The sequence below is a fragment of the Rhizobium sp. MHM7A genome, assembly GCF_005862215.1.
In the GTDB taxonomy this organism is placed as follows: Bacteria; Pseudomonadota; Alphaproteobacteria; order Rhizobiales; family Rhizobiaceae; genus Rhizobium; species Rhizobium bangladeshense.
On sequence record NZ_VCHT01000027.1, the window covers coordinates 25202 to 42198 of the forward strand.

Below are 16997 nucleotides of genomic sequence, written 5' to 3' on the forward strand. Positions count from 1 at the left end.
AGCATCTGGCGTGCGTATTTAAAAGGCTTGACGTCATGGACGATGATTTCTGGAAAGCTGTCCGGGAAAAGGAACGGGCTGCGTCTGCCTCGCGCAGGACGGGCGCGCTCAATATCGCCCTTCTCTTTGGCACGGCAGTGGTCGCGCTAACGCTGATCCTGACCCCGATGCTTGCGGATTCCTCCAAGAAAAGCGTCTTTGCGAGCGCGCCGGTTGATTTCGATACGATCACAACCGGGTCGATTCCGAAGAACGAAAGCGGCAAGCACTATACGATTCGCCGTAGCGTCCTTCAGGATACGCCCGGCTCCGTCTGCGTCGTCCAGGGCTACGGCGTCGGCGCCGGCTGCTGAAGCCGGTTGCTTGGAATGACTGCCATCGCCCGGTGGCCGTGGAATTGATCGTTGCAGGCGTTCACGCAGAGGGTTGGGTAATGCGTCTTTGGAAAGCATTTCTTGCAGATGACACAGGTGCGACGGCGGTCGAATACGGCCTGATCGCCGCCATCATTTGCACTGCGCTTGTCTCGGGTCTCGGCATCTTCACCGGCAGCCTGCAGAACCTCTTCAACATGGTCACCAACAATATCACCGTCAATTGAAGAAGCTGCCGATGATCACTGCCTGAGCTTGTGTTCGTCCACTTTCAGGGCGTCGGCAAGACGTGCTTTGGCCGAGCCCGGCTGAAGCGGCTTCTGCTGGCTATCATGCGGAGCCCATCCGGAGACATAGATGATCGAGAATGTCGCGCGAATGCGTCCATCGGCATCGGAATATCGCTCGGCGTAGATCTCTGCGGCGCGCAGGAAGAAGGCCCGCGTCAGCGGCATGCGACTACGGGCGGCAAGCGGATTGCTCATGCCCATCGCCCTGAGATCGCGCATCAGCGGAAAGAGCGAGTCATATCGGACCGTATAGTTCTCAGCGTCGATCACCGGCAGGGTGAAGCCGGCGCGCTGCATCAGACTGCCGATATCGCGCACATCAGCGAAGGGGATGACGCGGGGGCTTGCGCCGCCCGTCATCTCGAGCTCGGCAGCCAAAAGCACGTCGCGCAGCTCCTGCAGCGTGCCGGCGCCGGGGATGGCCGCCAGGAACAGGCCGTCCGGCTTCAGAGCGCGGCGAATCTGGATGAAAACGCCAGGCGTGTCGTTGGTCAGATGCAGGCTGAGCGGCGCAAGGATGAGGTTGGCCAATTGCGGCGCAAGCGGCACCTCCTCGAGCGGCGCCTCGACAAGGGTTTCGCCCGGGCCCGCATAGGCCTTCTCGCTTTCGACGCGGATCATTGTGCCAATCTTGCCCGTCGCCATTGCCGCGCGGGCGGCTGCACCGGTTGTGCCATGCAATTCAACGGCGGTTTCGAAGCGCCGCTCGACGACAACAAGCCTCTCGGCCATTTCCTTGGCTGCGATCTCAAGCAGGAAGGCGGCTTTCAGGTCATTATTGACAAGCGCGCGATGACGGTGTGCGGCGATCAGGGCTCTATCGAAGATCGTTTCCATGGTATGTCCATAGTCCCGGCTGGCTGCAGCGGCAAGGCGATTTTCCTTTCGAAGAGAACAGGCTAGTCTCGACCTTATGAAACGGATCCACTCCGAAAGACCGGCGGATTTGCTCCGGGCGCATCTCCTGCGACCGTTTTCGGCGCTTGCCGATTTTCTCTATCCGCCCGCCTGTTCCGTCTGCGGCATTTCGACCGGCGGCCATCGTGGGCTGTGCGCGAAATGCTGGTCCGGCATCCGCTTCATCGAGCGGCCCTATTGCGAAGTGCTCGGCATTCCCTTCTCGCATGATCTCGGCGCCGGCATCCTCAGCGCAGAGGCGATCGCCAATCCCCCGCCTTTCGACCGATTGCGGTCGGCGGCGACGCATGACCATGCGGTCCGCGATCTTGTTCACGGGTTGAAATATCGCGATCGCACCGATCTGGCGCCGATGATGGCCGGCTGGATGCTGCGTGCCTCCGACGGTGCGGTCGAAAGCTGCGACGCGCTGGTCCCGGTGCCGCTGCACCGCACTCGCATGCTGGTCCGTAAGTTCAACCAGGCTGCCGAACTTGCCCGCCATGTGGCGAGGCTATCGGACAAACCGCTGCTTGCCTCCACGCTCATCCGTCTCAAGCGCACCAGCCAGCAGGTCGGCCTCGGCGCCAAGGCGCGCGAGGACAATGTCAGAGGTGCTTTCGCGATTGCCAAAGGCTGCGAGAGCGACGTTTTCGGCAAGCGTATCGTGCTCGTCGACGACGTCTATACGACTGGGGCAACGGTCGCCGCCGCAAGCCGGACGCTGCGTAAGGCGGGTGCGGCGGATATCACAGTTTTAACCTTTGCAAGGGCCATTTCCGAGCCTATATGACAGAAAATACCCGGCATTCGTCTGGAGATATCATGGTACCCGTCACGATCTATACACGGCAGTTCTGCGGCTATTGCGCCCGCGCCAAGTCCCTGCTCGAACAAAAGGGCGTCGAATATGTCGAGCACGACGCCACCTATTCGCCGGATCTACGCCAGGAGATGGTCGGCAAGGCAAACGGGCGGACGACCTTCCCGCAGATCTTCATCGGTGCCGAGCATGTAGGCGGTTGTGACGATCTCTTCGCGCTGGATCGAGCCGGCAAGCTCGACCCGATGCTGGCGGCCTGAAGGAAGATCCGATGAGCTTCAAGGCCGCCGCTGTTCAAATGTGCTCCGGGGTCGATCCCGCAAGGAATGCCGCCGCCATGGCGCGGCTGGTGCGCGAGGCTGCAGCGCAGGGCGCGACCTATGTGCAGACGCCTGAAATGACGGGCATGCTGCAGCGTGACCGCGATGCGGCACGCGCCGTGCTTGCCGACGAGACGCACGATATCATTGTCAAGACGGGCTCCGAGCTTGCCAGGGAACTCGGCATCTACATGCATGTCGGCTCGACGGCGATCGCGCTCGCCCATGGCAAGATTGCCAATCGCGGCTTCCTCTTTGGTCCTGACGGCCGGATTCTAAATCGCTACGACAAGATTCATATGTTCGACGTCGATCTCGACAACGGCGAGAGCTGGCGCGAGAGCGCCGCCTATACCGCGGGCTCGGAGGCACGCGTCTTGTCGCTGCCCTTTGCCGAAATGGGTTTTGCCATCTGCTACGACGTCCGCTTCCCGGCGCTTTTCCGCGCTCAGGCCGTTGCCGGCGCCGAGGTGATGACGGTTCCTGCCGCTTTCACCAAGCAAACCGGTGAGGCGCATTGGGAAATCCTGTTGAGAGCACGGGCGATCGAGAACGGCGTCTTCGTCGTTGCCGCAGCGCAGGCGGGCCGGCACGAGGACGGGCGCGAGACCTTCGGCCACTCGATGATCATCGATCCCTGGGGCACCGTGCTGGCCTCGGCCGGCGCAACAGGCGAGGCGGTCATCGTTGCCGAGATCGATCCCAGCGCGGTCAAGGCCGCCCATGACAAGATCCCGAACCTGAGGAACGGTCGGGAATTCTCGGTCGAGAAGATCGCGGGGGCAGTCGCAGGAGGCGTCGCCGCTTGATCCGCTATTCCCTTACCTGTGACAATGCGCATGAATTCGAAGGCTGGTTTTCAGAAAGCGCCGATTTCGACCGCCAGCTCGCGAGCGGCTTCCTGACCTGCCCGGTCTGCCATTCCGCCGCCGTGTCCAAGCTCCTGATGGCGCCCTCGGTGTCGACCGCGCGCAAGAAGGATGAGAGGCAGACGTTGGCGATGGATGCCATGCGCCGGGAGGCCCTGCAAAAGCTGAAAGAAGCAGTTGCGGCCGTCAAGGCCAATTCCGAGGATGTCGGCACGAAATTTCCCGAGGAAGCCCGCAAGATCCATTATGGCGAGGCGGACGCCCGGGGCATCATCGGCCAAGCAACCGTCGACGAGGCGCAGGCGCTCGTCGACGAAGGCATCGAGATTGCTGCCATTCCCGTTTTGCCTGAGGACGTAAACTGAGATGCAGTCAGTGCATATGGCTGCGGGAGCAGATGCTGAAATGTAGCATTGGCTGCGGGAATTATACCGTCCGCTTCGCCAGCAGCATGTAATTCACGTCCATGTCTTTGGACAGGTTCCACTGGTTGGACAGCGGATTGAAGAAGACGCCGGTTCGATCGGTAATCTCAAGGCCGCTTGCCGTGAGCGGCTTTTCCAGCTCTTCCGGGCGCACCAGCTTTTCATATTGATGGGTGCCGCGCGGCAGCCAGCGCAGGATGTTTTCGGCGGCGAAGATGGCGAGCGCCGCCGCCTTCAGCGTGCGGTTGATCGTGGCGATGAAGATCAGGCCGCCCGGGCGGACCATTCTGGCGCAGGTCCTCATGAAGAGCTCGACGTCGGCGACGTGTTCGACCACTTCCATGTTCAAGACGATATCGAAAGTCTCGCCGGCATCGGCGAGTTCCTCGGCAGTGACGGCGCGGTAGTCGACCGAGACGCCGGAACCGTTCGCATGGGTCGAGGCGATGCCGATATTCTTTTCGGAAGGATCGGCGCCGACCACGGTGGCGCCCATGCGGGCAACAGGCTCGGACAACAGGCCGCCGCCGCAACCGATGTCGAGCACGCGCAAACCTTCGAGCGGGCGCGGGCTCTTCCGATCACGGCCGAAATTCTCGCAGGCCTTGTCTCTTATATAGGCGAGGCGGACGGGGTTGAATTTGTGCAGCGGCTTGAACTTGCCGGTCGGGCTCCACCATTCCGCCGCCATCGCCGAGAAGCGGTCCACTTCGCCCTGGTCGATCGTGCTTCTGGCGCCTTCTGTCATCGTCCGCTCCTTCGTTCGTGAGATCTGAAGTCGGACGATCGGTGACATAAGTCAAGGGGCTGAGATCAGGAGGCGGACGGGTGCGGAACCGCCAGGCAACTGCTTTTATCGCCCACGCTTGCCTCCCCCCGCCAAACTCGCTAAGAGACGCCGCAACTTGAGGCCTTTGGGGGCCTGGGCATTAGAGCGGTTCCAGAATCTGGGATCTGGCTCTTTCACCGACCGGTCACCCCTGGGCTTCGTTATGCCGGGTCCGGTTTTCCGCTTTCCGGCGCAAGTCGTGGTAGAGGCATATGGCACGCATCGTAATGAAATTCGGCGGCACGTCCGTCGCTGACCTGGACCGCATCAAGAACGTTGCCCGCCATGTGAAACGCGAAGTGGATGCCGGCCACGAGGTGGCGGTGGTCGTCTCTGCAATGTCCGGCAAGACCAATGAACTGGTCGGCTGGGTGCAGGGCATGCCCAAGGTCATCGGCGCCAACTCGCCATTTTACGATGCTCGGGAATATGATTCGGTCGTCGCCTCCGGCGAGCAGGTGACCTCGGGGCTGCTGGCGATCGCATTGCAAGCGATGGATATCAATGCGCGGTCCTGGCAGGGATGGCAGATCCCGATCCGCACGGACAATGCGCATGGTGCGGCCCGGATTCTCGAGATCGACGGTTCCGACATTATCAAGCGGATGGGCGAGGGGCAGGTCGCCGTCATTGCCGGATTCCAGGGGCTGGGGCCGGACAACCGCGTCGCCACCCTCGGACGCGGCGGCTCAGACACGTCGGCCGTCGCCATCGCGGCCGCTGTCAAAGCGGATCGCTGCGATATCTATACCGATGTCGACGGCGTCTACACGACCGATCCGCGCATCGTGCCGCAGGCGCGCAGGCTGAAGAAGATCGCCTTTGAGGAAATGCTTGAGATGGCCTCGCTCGGCGCCAAGGTGCTGCAGGTGCGCTCGGTCGAGCTTGCCATGGTGCACAAGGTGCGCACCTTCGTGCGCTCGTCTTTCGAAGATCCCGATGCTCCGGGCATGGGCGATCTGTTGAACCCGCCCGGAACACTGATTTGTGACGAGGATGAAATCGTGGAACAGGAAGTAGTCACCGGCATCGCCTATGCCAAGGATGAGGCTCAGATCTCGCTTCGCCGTCTTGCCGACCGGCCGGGCGTTTCCGCCGCGATCTTCGGGCCGCTTGCCGAATCCCATATCAATGTCGACATGATCGTCCAGAATATTTCCGAGGACGGATCGAAGACCGATATGACCTTCACCGTGCCGTCTGGCGACGTGGAGAAGGCGATCAAGGTGCTCGGCGACCATAAGGAGAAGATCGGCTACGATGTCGTGCAGAACGAATCGGGCCTGGTTAAAGTCTCCGTCATCGGTATCGGTATGCGCAGCCATGCCGGCGTTGCCGCGACCGCGTTTCGTGCACTTGCCGAAAAAGGGATCAACATCAAGGCGATCACTACCTCCGAGATCAAGATTTCCATCCTGATCGACGGTCCCTATGCAGAACTCGCTGTCAGGACTTTGCATTCCTGCTACGGTCTGGATAAGAATTGATTCCCAGTGGGCGGCCTGCCCCTTCAGGTTGAGGAGACGAGGGCCGGCCTGCCGGGACTGAGTGCGTTGTTTCGGGAGCTTGAAACGCCATGAGAGACCTTTCCGGCGGTCCGCGCGTGCTGCTCAGGCGGCTGCGCGAGTTGATGGCAGAGCCGCTGGAGCCGCAGGATCGTCTTGACCGAATCGTCCGCCAGATCGCCGGCAATATGGTGGCGGAAGTCTGCTCCGTCTATGTGCTGCGCGCCGACGGCGTGCTTGAACTCTATGCGACCGAAGGCCTCAACCGCGAAGCCGTGCACCTGGCGCAGCTGAAGATGGGGCAGGGCCTCGTCGGCACGATCGCCGCCTCGGCGCAGCCGCTGAACCTTTCCGACGCGCAGTCGCATCCGGCCTTCCGCTACCTGCCGGAGACGGGTGAAGAAATCTACCATTCCTTCCTCGGTGTGCCGATCTTGAGAACCGGGCGCTCGCTCGGCGTTCTCGTCGTGCAGAACAAGGCGAGCCGCAACTATCGCGACGAGGAGGTGGAAGCGCTCGAAACGACGGCGATGGTGCTTGCCGAGATGATCGCCACCGGCGAGCTCAAGAAGATCACCAAACCGGGCCTCGAACTCGACCTGACACGATCAGTGACGATCGACGGCGATACTTACAACGACGGCATCGGCCTCGGCTACGTCGTCTTGCATGAGCCGCGCATCGTCGTCACCAACCTGCTGAACGAGGATGCGGAGAAGGAGATCCGGCGGCTGGCGGAGGCCATGGGCTCGCTGAGGATCTCGATTGACGACATGCTGTCGCGCCGTGACGTGTCGATGGAAGGCGAGCATCGCGAGGTGCTCGAAACCTATCGTATGTTCGCGCACGACCAGGGCTGGGTGCGCAAGCTCGAAGAGGCGATCCGTAACGGCCTGACGGCAGAAGCGGCGGTCGAAAAGGTGCAGAGCGACACCAAGGCGCGGATGATGCGGTTGACCGACCCTTATCTGCGCGAACGCATGCATGACTTCGAGGATCTGGCAAACCGACTGCTCAGGCAGCTGACGGGCTATACAGGCCGGACGACCGCCGAAGGCTTTCCGAACGATGCGGTCATTCTGGCGCGCGCCATGGGGGCGGCCGAGCTGCTCGATTATCCCCGGGCCAATGTGCGCGGACTGGTGCTGGAGGAAGGGGCGGTGACGAGCCATGTGGTGATCGTCGCGCGCGCCATGGGCATTCCCGTCATCGGCCAGGCGGCGGGCGTTGTAGCGCTCGCCGAGAATGGCGATGCCGTGATCATCGACGCCGATGAGGGGCATGTGCATCTCCGGCCGATGGCCGATCATCGGCGCTCCTACGAGGAAAAGGTGCGCTTCCGCGCCAGGCGGCAGGAGCAGTTCCGGGCACTGCGCGCCATCGAGCCGGTTACCAAGGACGGCCAGCGGATCTCGCTGATGATGAACGCCGGCCTGCTGGTCGACCTGCCGCAGCTTTCAGAATCGGGTGCGGAGGGCATCGGTCTCTTCCGCACCGAGCTGCAATTCATGATCGCCTCTACCATGCCGAAGGCGGAAGAGCAGGAGCAATTCTATCGTAATGTGATCAAGCAGGCGGCGGGCCGCGCTGTCACATTCCGCACACTCGATATCGGCGGCGACAAGGTCGTACCATATTTCCGTGGCCACGAAGAGGAAAATCCCGCACTCGGCTGGCGTGCGATCCGGCTGTCGCTCGACAGGCCGGGATTGTTGCGCACCCAACTGCGCGCCCTGCTGAAGGCATCGGCCGATACCGAGCTGAAGCTGATGGTGCCGATGGTGACGGAGGTTTCCGAGCTGAAGATGGTGCGCGAACTCCTGCAGAAGGAAGTGCAGCATCTGTCGCGCTTCGGGCACGGGCTGCCGCGCAAGCTGCAATTCGGAGCGATGCTGGAGGTGCCCGCGCTGCTCTGGCAGCTTGATGAACTGATGGAGGCGGTCGATTTCGTCTCGGTCGGTTCCAACGACCTCTTCCAGTTTTCTATGGCGGTCGATCGCGGCAATGCGCGGGTGTCGGATCGCTTCGATCCACTCGGCAAGCCGTTTTTGCGGATCCTACGCGATATCGTGCGCGGGGCGGATCGGAACAAGACGCCGGTGACGCTCTGCGGCGAGCTTGCCGGCAAGCCGCTTTCGGCAATGGCGCTGCTCGGCATCGGCTTTCGGGCGATCTCGATGTCACCCGCCTCGATTGGGCCGGTGAAGGCGATGCTGCTTGGGCTTGATGTCGGGGCGCTGGCGAAGGTGATGGACGAAGTGCTCGACGATCATCGCAGCACGGAGCCGATGCGCGAGGTGCTTGCCCGCTTCGCCGAGAGCCACAATATTCCCCTTTAGACAAATATAAGAAGAATCGGAGTGAAGGGTGGCGAAGCTTCCCGTTGAAAAGATGCGCGAGCTGGAACGCCGTTTCGGCGAGATTGAGGCGCGCATGTCGGCTGGTCCAGCCGCCGATGTCTATGTGAAGCTCGCATCCGAATATTCCGAGCTGCAGCCCGTCGTCACGAAGATCCGCGCCTATGAGAAGGCTGGCGCCGAGCTCGCCGATCTCGAAACGCTGCTTGAGGACAAATCGGTCGATCGCGAGATGCGCGATCTCGCCGAGCTCGAACTGCCCGAAGTAAAAGCGCGGATCGAGGCGCTGGAGCAGGAAATGCAGATCCTGCTTCTGCCGAAGGACGCTGCCGACGAAAAGAGCGCGATCCTGGAAATCCGCGCCGGCACCGGCGGCTCGGAAGCTGCGCTTTTTGCCGGCGATCTTTTCCGGATGTACGAGCGTTTCGCCTCGGAAAAAGGCTGGAAGGTGGAAGTGCTCTCGGCAAGCGAGGGTGAGGCCGGCGGCTACAAGGAAATCATCGCGACGATCACAGGCCGGGGCGTCTTCGCCAAGTTGAAATTCGAATCCGGCGTGCACCGCGTGCAGCGCGTGCCGGAGACCGAAGCGGGCGGGCGCATCCATACCTCGGCCGCCACAGTGGCAGTGCTGCCGGAAGCCGAGGAGATCGACATCGAAATCCGGCCGGAAGATATCCGCATCGATACGATGCGCTCTTCGGGCGCCGGCGGTCAGCACGTCAATACGACGGACTCGGCGGTGCGCATCACCCATCTGCCGACCGGCATCGTCGTCACCAGCTCGGAAAAATCACAGCATCAGAACCGCGCCAAGGCGATGCAGGTCTTGCGCTCCAGGCTCTACGATGCCGAGCGGCAACGGGCCGACAGCGAGCGCTCGGCCGATCGCAAGAGCCAGGTTGGCTCCGGCGATCGTTCGGAACGCATCCGTACCTATAATTTCCCGCAGGGACGGGTAACCGACCACCGCATCGATCTGACGCTTTACAAGCTCGACCGGATGATGGAAGGCGAGATCGAGGAGGTCGTCGATGCATTGATGGCCGATTACCAGGCAAGCCAGCTGGCGCAGCTCGGCGAGCCACAATGAGCGCGACGGTTGCCGATATGCTTGCTGAAGCGCGCCGTCGTTTCACAGAGGCGGGCATCGTCGATGCGGCAACCAATGCGCGACTGCTTGTCGCAGGCCTTTTGAAACAGTCGTCGACCGAGCTGTTGACGCGATCGGCCGAGAAGCTTTCACCTGAGCAGATCGAAGTGATTTTTAAGGCGATGGAACGGCGGCTTGACCATGAGCCTGTGCATCGCATTCTTGGCGAGCGGGAATTTTACGGCCTGCCGCTTTGCCTATCGGCGGAGACGCTGGAGCCGCGGCCGGATACGGAAATCCTGGTCGATACGGTGCTTCCCTATCTCCAGGACCTTGCAAAGATCCACGATCATCTCCATATTCTGGACATAGGAACCGGGACCGGGGCGATATGCCTTGCGCTTCTGAGTGAGTGTTCCGATGCGTCAGGTGTCGGCAGCGACATATCGGCGGATGCCCTAGGCACGGCAAGATCAAACGCGGAAAGAAACGGGTTGCAGGATCGCTTTCAGGCCATACAGTCGAGATGGTTCGACAACATCCATGGCTCCTTTCACGCGATTGTCTCAAATCCGCCCTATATTGCCTCCAAGGTCATTCACGATCTCGCTCCCGAAGTGACGAAATTTGATCCGGTTGCAGCGCTGGATGGCGGCCCGGATGGGCTTGACGCCTACAAAGCCATAGCCAAGGATGCGGCAAGGTTCATGAGGCCCGATGGGGTTCTCGGACTGGAAATCGGCTACGATCAGCGAAACGATGTGACGGCGATCTTCGAAGCGAAGGGCTTCAGGTGCCTCAAATCCGTGAAAGATTATGGCCAGAACGACAGGGCGCTCGTGTTCGCGCTCGCGTAAACGGCGATAATTGCGCCATTGAACGGGACATTATTGTTATTGCGAAGAAAAGGCTTGGATTTCCCAGGGAAGCAATATAGGTTGCGGACACGTGTTGGGCAGATAGGAATGAACGAGATTCGTTCGGTACTTGGTTTGCCTCGGGGGTCCGCTCTTTTAACGAGAGTTTCAACGGTTGAACACGACCCAACGCGTGAATCAGTCAAACTGACTTGAGAACCAAGCGGCAGGTCGGCGCAGAGGCGCAGTATGCTCGCGGCACAAAGGTCCTGACCCGGTTTTCCGGTCATGGCGGTTGGTGCCATGTATCCATCACAAACAGAGAATTCAGGTGAACGATCTATGAGGCCAGGACAGCAAAACAAGCGCGGTCGAGGGCGTGGTAACAACAATAACAACGGCGGCGGCGGAAATAATAACAACAATTTCAACCGCAAGGGCGGCAATCCGCTGACTCGGACCTATGACAGCTCCGGTCCGGATGTGAAGATTCGCGGTACCGCACAGCATATCGCCGAGAAATATGCGCAGCTTGCCCGTGATGCCCAGAGCTCTGGCGACCGCGTGATGGCCGAGAACTATCTTCAGCACGCCGAACATTACAATCGCATCATCGCCAGCGCTCAGGCGCAGATGCAGGAGCGGTTCCAGCGCGACGACCGCGGCGACTTCAATGACCGCGACTCGGCGGATCGCGACAGCGACGACATTGATAACAACGAAAATGACGGCGATGATGTCGCTGTCGTCCAGCCGCCGCAGAGCAGGCAGCACCAACCGCAGGCACAGCCGCAGCCGGTTCCCGCCGCCGCGGCGCCTGCCCAGGCACCCCAGCCCGAAGTCATCGACGGAACCGGGCCCCAGCCGGAGATCGAAGGTATTCCCGCCGAGGTGGCCATGGACGAGGAAGGCTCCGCCGGTCAGCCGCGCGAACGGCAACCCCGCCGCCGCAGCGCCGGCAATCGTCCCCGCCGGCCGCGTCGCGGCGCAGAGGGCGATGCAGCTAGCGAGGGCGAGAGCACTTCCGCCGAGGCGCCTGTGTTGGCGGACGTCGCATCGGAATAAGAGATATCGGTCCTCGCTTCAGGAAAAGCCGAGGGCTCAGGTCATCTACTCGAATTTGCTTGAAAATCCCCGGCCTTCCGCCGGGGATTTTCATTTTCCGGGCTCTTTAAACTCTTCGGGCCGGGTACCATATTCTCCTCGAACTGCTTCGCCCAAATCCCAAATGGGTCAAGCGCGGCCTGCCTTTTGAGGGGGTCGATCTCAATCATCGGTCTGCGCCTCGTAAGGGCAGGGCGATCAATGGAGGTAGAATATGAATATCGAGAAATATTCCGAGCGGGTGCGCGGTTTCATCCAGTCGGCACAGACTTACGCGCTGGCGCAGGGCCATCAGCAATTTTCACCCGAACATGTGCTCAAAGTCCTGCTCGATGACGATCAAGGCATGGCGGCGTCGCTGATCGAGCGTGCCGGCGGCGATGCCAAGGCTGCTCGCCTTGCCAATGACGCGGCTCTTGCCAAGATGCCGAAGATATCGGGCGGCAACGGCAACATCTATCTGGCGCAACCGCTCGCCAAGGTGCTTTCGACCGCCGAAGAGGCGGCCAAGAAAGCTGGCGACAGTTTTGTCACGGTCGAACGTCTGCTGCAGGCGCTGGCGATCGAATCCTCGGCCTCTACCTATTCGACGCTGAAGAATGCAGGTGTGACAGCCCAGGGTCTCAACCAGGTCATCAACGATATCCGCAAGGGACGGACGGCAGATTCGGCCAGTGCCGAGCAGGGCTTCGATTCACTTAAGAAATTCGCCCGCGACCTCACCGGTGAAGCCCGGGAGGGCAAGCTCGATCCGGTGATCGGCCGCGACGACGAGATCCGCCGCACCATCCAGGTCCTGTCGCGCCGCACCAAGAACAATCCGGTGCTGATCGGAGAGCCGGGCGTCGGCAAAACGGCGATTGTCGAAGGTCTGGCTCTGCGTATCGTCAACGGCGACGTGCCGGAATCGCTCAAGGACAAGAAGCTGATGGCGCTCGACATGGGCGCGCTGATTGCGGGTGCGAAATATCGCGGCGAATTCGAAGAGCGGCTGAAGGCTGTTCTCAACGAAGTCCAGGCGGAAAACGGCGAGATCATTCTGTTCATCGACGAGATGCACACGCTGGTCGGCGCCGGTAAAGCCGATGGAGCGATGGATGCCTCCAACCTTCTAAAGCCTGCGCTTGCGCGCGGCGAGCTGCATTGCGTCGGCGCCACCACGCTCGACGAATATCGTAAACATGTCGAGAAGGATCCGGCCCTTGCCCGCCGCTTCCAGCCTGTCGTCGTCGACGAACCGACGGTGGAAGATACGATCTCGATCCTGCGTGGCCTCAAGGAGAAATACGAGCAGCATCACAAGGTGCGCATCGCTGATGCGGCGTTGGTCGCGGCCGCGACGCTGTCCAATCGCTATATCACGGATCGCTTCCTGCCCGACAAGGCGATCGATCTGATGGATGAGGCGGCAGCGCGGCTGCGCATGCAGGTGGACTCCAAGCCGGAAGAGCTCGACGAACTCGACCGTCGCATCATTCAGATGAAGATCGAGCGCGAGGCGCTGAAGAAGGAAACCGACGTGGCTTCCGCCGACCGGCTGAAGCGGCTGGAGACCGAACTCACCGCGCTCGAAGAGGAGGCCGATGCGCTGACGGCCCGCTGGCAGGCGGAAAAGCAGAAGCTCGGCCTCGCCGCCGATCTCAAGAAGCAGCTCGACGATGCCCGCAACGAGCTGGCGATCGCCCAGCGCAAGGGTGAATTCCAGCGCGCCGGCGAGCTGACCTACGGCGTCATTCCGGATCTCGAAAAGCAGCTGGTCGAAGCCGAGAAGCAGGACGGCGAGCGCGGGGCGATGGTGCAGGAGGTGGTCAGCCCCGACAATATCGCCCATGTCGTTTCCCGGTGGACCGGCATTCCGGTCGACAAGATGCTGGAAGGCGAACGCGACAAGCTGCTTCGGATGGAAGACGAGCTGGCGAAATCGGTGATCGGCCAGGGCGATGCGGTTCAGGCCGTGTCGCGGGCGGTGCGGCGCGCGCGTGCCGGCCTGCAGGACCCGAACCGGCCGATCGGCTCGTTCATCTTCCTCGGCCCGACCGGCGTCGGCAAGACGGAGCTTACCAAAGCCCTCGCCCGCTTCCTCTTCGATGACGAGACGGCGATGGTGCGCATGGACATGTCGGAATACATGGAGAAACACTCCGTCGCCCGGCTGATCGGCGCGCCTCCCGGCTATGTCGGCTACGATGAAGGCGGAGCGCTGACGGAAGCCGTGCGCCGCAGGCCGTATCAAGTCGTGCTGTTCGACGAGATCGAGAAGGCGCATCCCGACGTCTTCAACATCCTGCTGCAGGTGCTTGATGACGGACGCCTGACGGACGGCCAGGGGCGGACGGTCGACTTCCGCAATACGATGATCATCATGACCTCGAACCTCGGAGCCGAATATCTGACGCAGCTTAGGGACGGCGATGACAGTGACACCGTTCGCGAGCAGGTGATGGACGTCGTGCGCGGGCATTTCCGGCCGGAATTCTTGAACCGCATCGATGAGATCATCCTCTTCCACCGCCTAAAACGCGAGGAGATGGGTGCAATCGTCGACATTCAGCTGAAGCGGTTGGTAGCATTGCTGTCCGAACGCAAGATCGTCATCGATCTCGACGAGGAAGCTCGCCATTGGCTGGCGAACAAGGGGTACGATCCGATTTACGGCGCAAGGCCGCTGAAGCGGGTGATCCAGAAGTTCGTGCAGGACCCGCTGGCCGAGCAGATCCTGTCGGGCCAGGTGCCGGACGGATCGACTGTCAAGGTGACCAACGGTTCGGACCGGCTCCAGTTCAGCACGCGGCAGACGGTGAGCGCAGCGGCTTAATCTATTTTGTCGAGGAATGGGAAATGGCGGCTTCGGCCGCCATTTTCGTACTACTTGCTCGCCACCTGATCCAGCGTCTGGTTGTTCAGCAGCGTATCGATACGCTTTCGCTCGTCTTCGAATTTCGCCAGCGCCTGGCCCTGCAGCGATTTTCCGCCGGGGAGTCGGATGCGCAACGGATCGACCTTGGTGCCGTTGACGATCAGCTCGTAATGCAGGTGCGGGCCGGTGGATTCACCCGTCGTGCCGACCCAGCCGATCACTTGGCCCTGACGTATTTTCGCGCCGGGAACGACGCCCTTGGCGATGGCGCTCTGGTGATTGTAGGAGGATTCATAGCCGTTGGCATGGCGGATGATCGTCTGGTTGCCATATCCGCCGGAATCCCAGCCGGCTTTTTCGACCGTGCCGTTGCCGGCGGCGATGATCGCCGTGCCGCGGGGGGCTGCCCAATCGACGCCGGTATGCATTCGGGCGAAACCGAGGATCGGGTGGCGGCGCATGCCGAAGCCCGACTTGAAAATGCCGTTCGGAACCGGATTGCGCAGCAGGAACTGGCGGATGCTCTTGCCGTTCTCGTCAAAATAATCGACCGTGCCGTCGTCGGGATCCTGGAAGCGATAGAAGCGCGTCTGCGTATCGCCGAAACGGGCATTGACGTAGAGCAGTTCGGAATCTTCCGTCGCCTGGCCGGTGCTGTCGGCGACGGAGAAGAATGCCTCCAGCTTATCGGTCGGTCTCAACTGCGCCTGGAAATCGACATTGCTTGCGAGCAGCTTGATGATCAGCGCGGTCATATCCTTGGTCATGCCGTAGGAAAGGGCGGCGCGATAGATGCCGTCATAGACGCGCGGGAGGTTCTGTCCGGGCGGCGGAGCGAAGGTATTGTCGTCGAAGGCCGTAGCGATGGCGTCCAGCATCGGCGGCTCGCTGCCGGGCACATACTTGCCCTTGTCGTCGAGAGCCACGGTGACCAGATGGCGTGTTCCGCGATAAACGCTGGCCCGGATGATCTTTGCCTGTTCACCCTTCTGGATGATGCCGATACGCAGCACGTCGCCTTCTTCGAGATCGCTGGTTCCCAGCTGCTGGGCGATGAAGCCGGCAATTCCGTCGGCATATTGCTGCGGATAGCCTGAATCAGTCAGCGCCTTGGCGATCGGTGCATCGACGCGCACCGGGAGGATATCGTCCGCGAATTCCTCGGTCTGCGGCGTGATCGATTCCGATGCCGAGACCGTCATATTCTGCTCGAGCACGCGGGCGGACAGGCCGGCGGTCAGATCAACATCGGCTTCCTCGTTAGAGAAACGCCGTGGATCGACGTAGTAGAGAGCCGCCAGCTGCGTGTTGCCGTCGGTCAGCACGGAGCCGTTGGAGCGGACGTTTTCTTCGACCTCCTCGAGCGAAAGGCCAGAGGCCATCTTCATGCCGGGCTTGCCGGTCGGGAAGGGAATGGTCTTCAGGCTGACTTCGGATTCGACATCGGAGCCATAAATTGCGCCGGTGCGGCTCTGCGGAGCGGGCTGAGGTTCGTCGGCGGAAAAGATCGCCAGAGGATCGAAATCCGGGTAGTCTTCGGTCGCCACATGGTTAGCGGCCAGCGTCATCTTCACATGCGCGAACGGCTGGCGGCGCACGACCTCCTTCTCGCCGTCATGGACGACGGTCGAAACTTCCATGATCGCCCGGTCGGAAGGTTTTGCGGCGATGGCGGGCGCGATCAGCCTGCCGCCACGGACCACCGTCGTATCCACATGCGCCTCTGCGGCAGCACTCGCATAGGCCTCGGCAGGAATCGCCAGCTGCTGGCGGCCGTCGAGGGCGGCAAAAAGGGCGACGCCCATCAGGACAGAGGATGTGATACCGGTGAGGAACGTGCCCGAGAGCCAGCGCAACGAAACTTCGCGCTTATCGGGCGCACGTCTGCCGTCGGCCAGAAGCGGAGGCTCGTTGCCCAACGAGCGGATCATCATTTTCTCCGTCATCATGGCAGTCGGATCCGCGTCCTTACATTTGACGTCTCTGGGAGCATTTCTCGGCCATCCTGGCTGGGGCGAAAGATGTGCATATTTTGGGCACTGAAGTCAAATCATGCACCGGAAATGCAGGCTACACGCATTTGCCTGTGTGAATCATGTGTCCGTAAAGACCAGCAGATTGTGATCATGTCGGGGCGCGAGAGACGAAACAGCGCTCTTTCCACGAAAAGTCGAAGGATGTTCACTCCTCCTGGCCTCGTGGAGGACAGGTCAGAATCCGGGAAAGGATCGCATTGTCAGGCCCGCGGAAACTCGCTTAGGAAAAACAACGACTTGAGAGAAAAATGATTTTTTTCGAAAAGCGCTGTTGACTTGGAAAAGGTGATAGTTCTATAAGCCCACTCACTGACGAGGGCGGCGGCGCTGCTGGCGACGAAGTCTCTCGTTCTGAAGAAACTCA

15 protein-coding genes are annotated in these 16997 nt (G+C 61.2%); 12 read left to right on the plus strand and 3 right to left on the minus strand.

Annotated features, from left to right (window positions below; genetic code table 11):
* Nucleotides 1-35: 35 nt before the first annotated feature.
* Both FFR93_RS38225 and FFR93_RS38230 read left to right on the plus strand, forming a co-directional pair.
* Nucleotides 36-353 (plus strand): hypothetical protein, encoded by a 318-nt coding sequence (locus FFR93_RS38225; protein WP_064710604.1) that lies wholly within the window; start codon nt 36-38, stop codon nt 351-353.
* 80 nt (nt 354-433) lie between these two features.
* A complete protein-coding gene (locus tag FFR93_RS38230) occupies nt 434-601 on the plus strand; it encodes a Flp family type IVb pilin (RefSeq protein ID WP_138396962.1) in 168 nt (55 codons plus the stop codon).
* Between the two features lie 15 nt (nt 602-616).
* Here the strand turns inward: FFR93_RS38230 and FFR93_RS38235 are convergent, their stop codons facing one another.
* The gene (locus FFR93_RS38235) at nt 617-1501 is read right to left on the minus strand and encodes a methyltransferase domain-containing protein (protein ID WP_138396963.1); all 885 of its coding nucleotides are present in this window, start codon (nt 1499-1501) and stop codon (nt 617-619) included.
* Nucleotides 1502-1577: 76 nt separating this feature from the next.
* Here FFR93_RS38235 and FFR93_RS38240 point away from each other — a divergent pair, with 76 nt between their 5' ends.
* The 4 genes from FFR93_RS38240 to FFR93_RS38255 are packed head-to-tail and all read left to right on the plus strand — an operon-like array spanning nt 1578 to nt 3938.
* Entirely contained in the window at nt 1578-2354 is a 777-nt protein-coding gene (locus FFR93_RS38240) for a ComF family protein (protein WP_138396964.1), read from the plus strand.
* Nucleotides 2355-2386: 32 nt separating this feature from the next.
* A complete protein-coding gene (grxC, locus tag FFR93_RS38245) occupies nt 2387-2644 on the plus strand; it encodes a glutaredoxin 3 (RefSeq protein ID WP_138396965.1) in 258 nt (85 codons plus the stop codon).
* A gap of 11 nt (nt 2645-2655) precedes the next feature.
* On the plus strand, nt 2656-3513 hold the full coding sequence (locus FFR93_RS38250; protein WP_064710599.1) for a carbon-nitrogen hydrolase family protein: 858 nt from the start codon (nt 2656-2658) through the stop codon (nt 3511-3513).
* Nucleotides 3510-3938, plus strand: coding sequence for a DUF1178 family protein (locus FFR93_RS38255; RefSeq protein ID WP_138396966.1), 429 nt, complete (start codon nt 3510-3512; stop codon nt 3936-3938). The genes FFR93_RS38250 and FFR93_RS38255 overlap by 4 nt, the downstream gene beginning before the upstream one ends.
* Nucleotides 3939-3999: 61 nt before the next feature.
* Here FFR93_RS38255 and ubiG read toward each other — a convergent pair whose 3' ends face one another.
* The gene (ubiG, locus tag FFR93_RS38260) at nt 4000-4746 is read right to left on the minus strand and encodes a bifunctional 2-polyprenyl-6-hydroxyphenol methylase/3-demethylubiquinol 3-O-methyltransferase UbiG (protein ID WP_138396967.1); all 747 of its coding nucleotides are present in this window, start codon (nt 4744-4746) and stop codon (nt 4000-4002) included.
* Between the two features lie 293 nt (nt 4747-5039).
* Here ubiG and FFR93_RS38265 point away from each other — a divergent pair, with 293 nt between their 5' ends.
* From FFR93_RS38265 to clpB, 6 genes are all read left to right on the plus strand, one after another.
* Nucleotides 5040-6314: an aspartate kinase gene (locus FFR93_RS38265; RefSeq protein WP_064710596.1), complete on the plus strand. Its 1275-nt coding sequence runs from the start codon at nt 5040-5042 to the stop codon at nt 6312-6314.
* Between the two features lie 89 nt (nt 6315-6403).
* The gene (gene ptsP / locus FFR93_RS38270) at nt 6404-8671 is read left to right on the plus strand and encodes a phosphoenolpyruvate--protein phosphotransferase (RefSeq protein ID WP_138396968.1); all 2268 of its coding nucleotides are present in this window, start codon (nt 6404-6406) and stop codon (nt 8669-8671) included.
* Between the two features lie 28 nt (nt 8672-8699).
* On the plus strand, nt 8700-9779 hold the full coding sequence (gene prfA / locus FFR93_RS38275) for a peptide chain release factor 1 (RefSeq protein ID WP_138396969.1): 1080 nt from the start codon (nt 8700-8702) through the stop codon (nt 9777-9779).
* The gene (gene prmC, locus FFR93_RS38280; RefSeq protein ID WP_138396970.1) at nt 9776-10636 is read left to right on the plus strand and encodes a peptide chain release factor N(5)-glutamine methyltransferase; all 861 of its coding nucleotides are present in this window, start codon (nt 9776-9778) and stop codon (nt 10634-10636) included. The genes prfA and prmC overlap by 4 nt, the downstream gene beginning before the upstream one ends.
* Before the next feature lie 342 nt (nt 10637-10978).
* Nucleotides 10979-11701 (plus strand): DUF4167 domain-containing protein, encoded by a 723-nt coding sequence (locus FFR93_RS38285; protein WP_064710592.1) that lies wholly within the window; start codon nt 10979-10981, stop codon nt 11699-11701.
* Between the two features lie 253 nt (nt 11702-11954).
* Nucleotides 11955-14555 (plus strand): ATP-dependent chaperone ClpB, encoded by a 2601-nt coding sequence (gene clpB, locus FFR93_RS38290; RefSeq protein WP_064713717.1) that lies wholly within the window; start codon nt 11955-11957, stop codon nt 14553-14555.
* A 50-nt stretch (nt 14556-14605) separates the two neighbouring features.
* On the opposite strand, the gene FFR93_RS38295 is transcribed toward clpB, so the two are convergent.
* Nucleotides 14606-16546, minus strand: coding sequence for a M23 family metallopeptidase (locus FFR93_RS38295; protein WP_138396971.1), 1941 nt, complete (start codon nt 16544-16546; stop codon nt 14606-14608).
* Nucleotides 16547-16997: the final 451 nt, after the last annotated feature.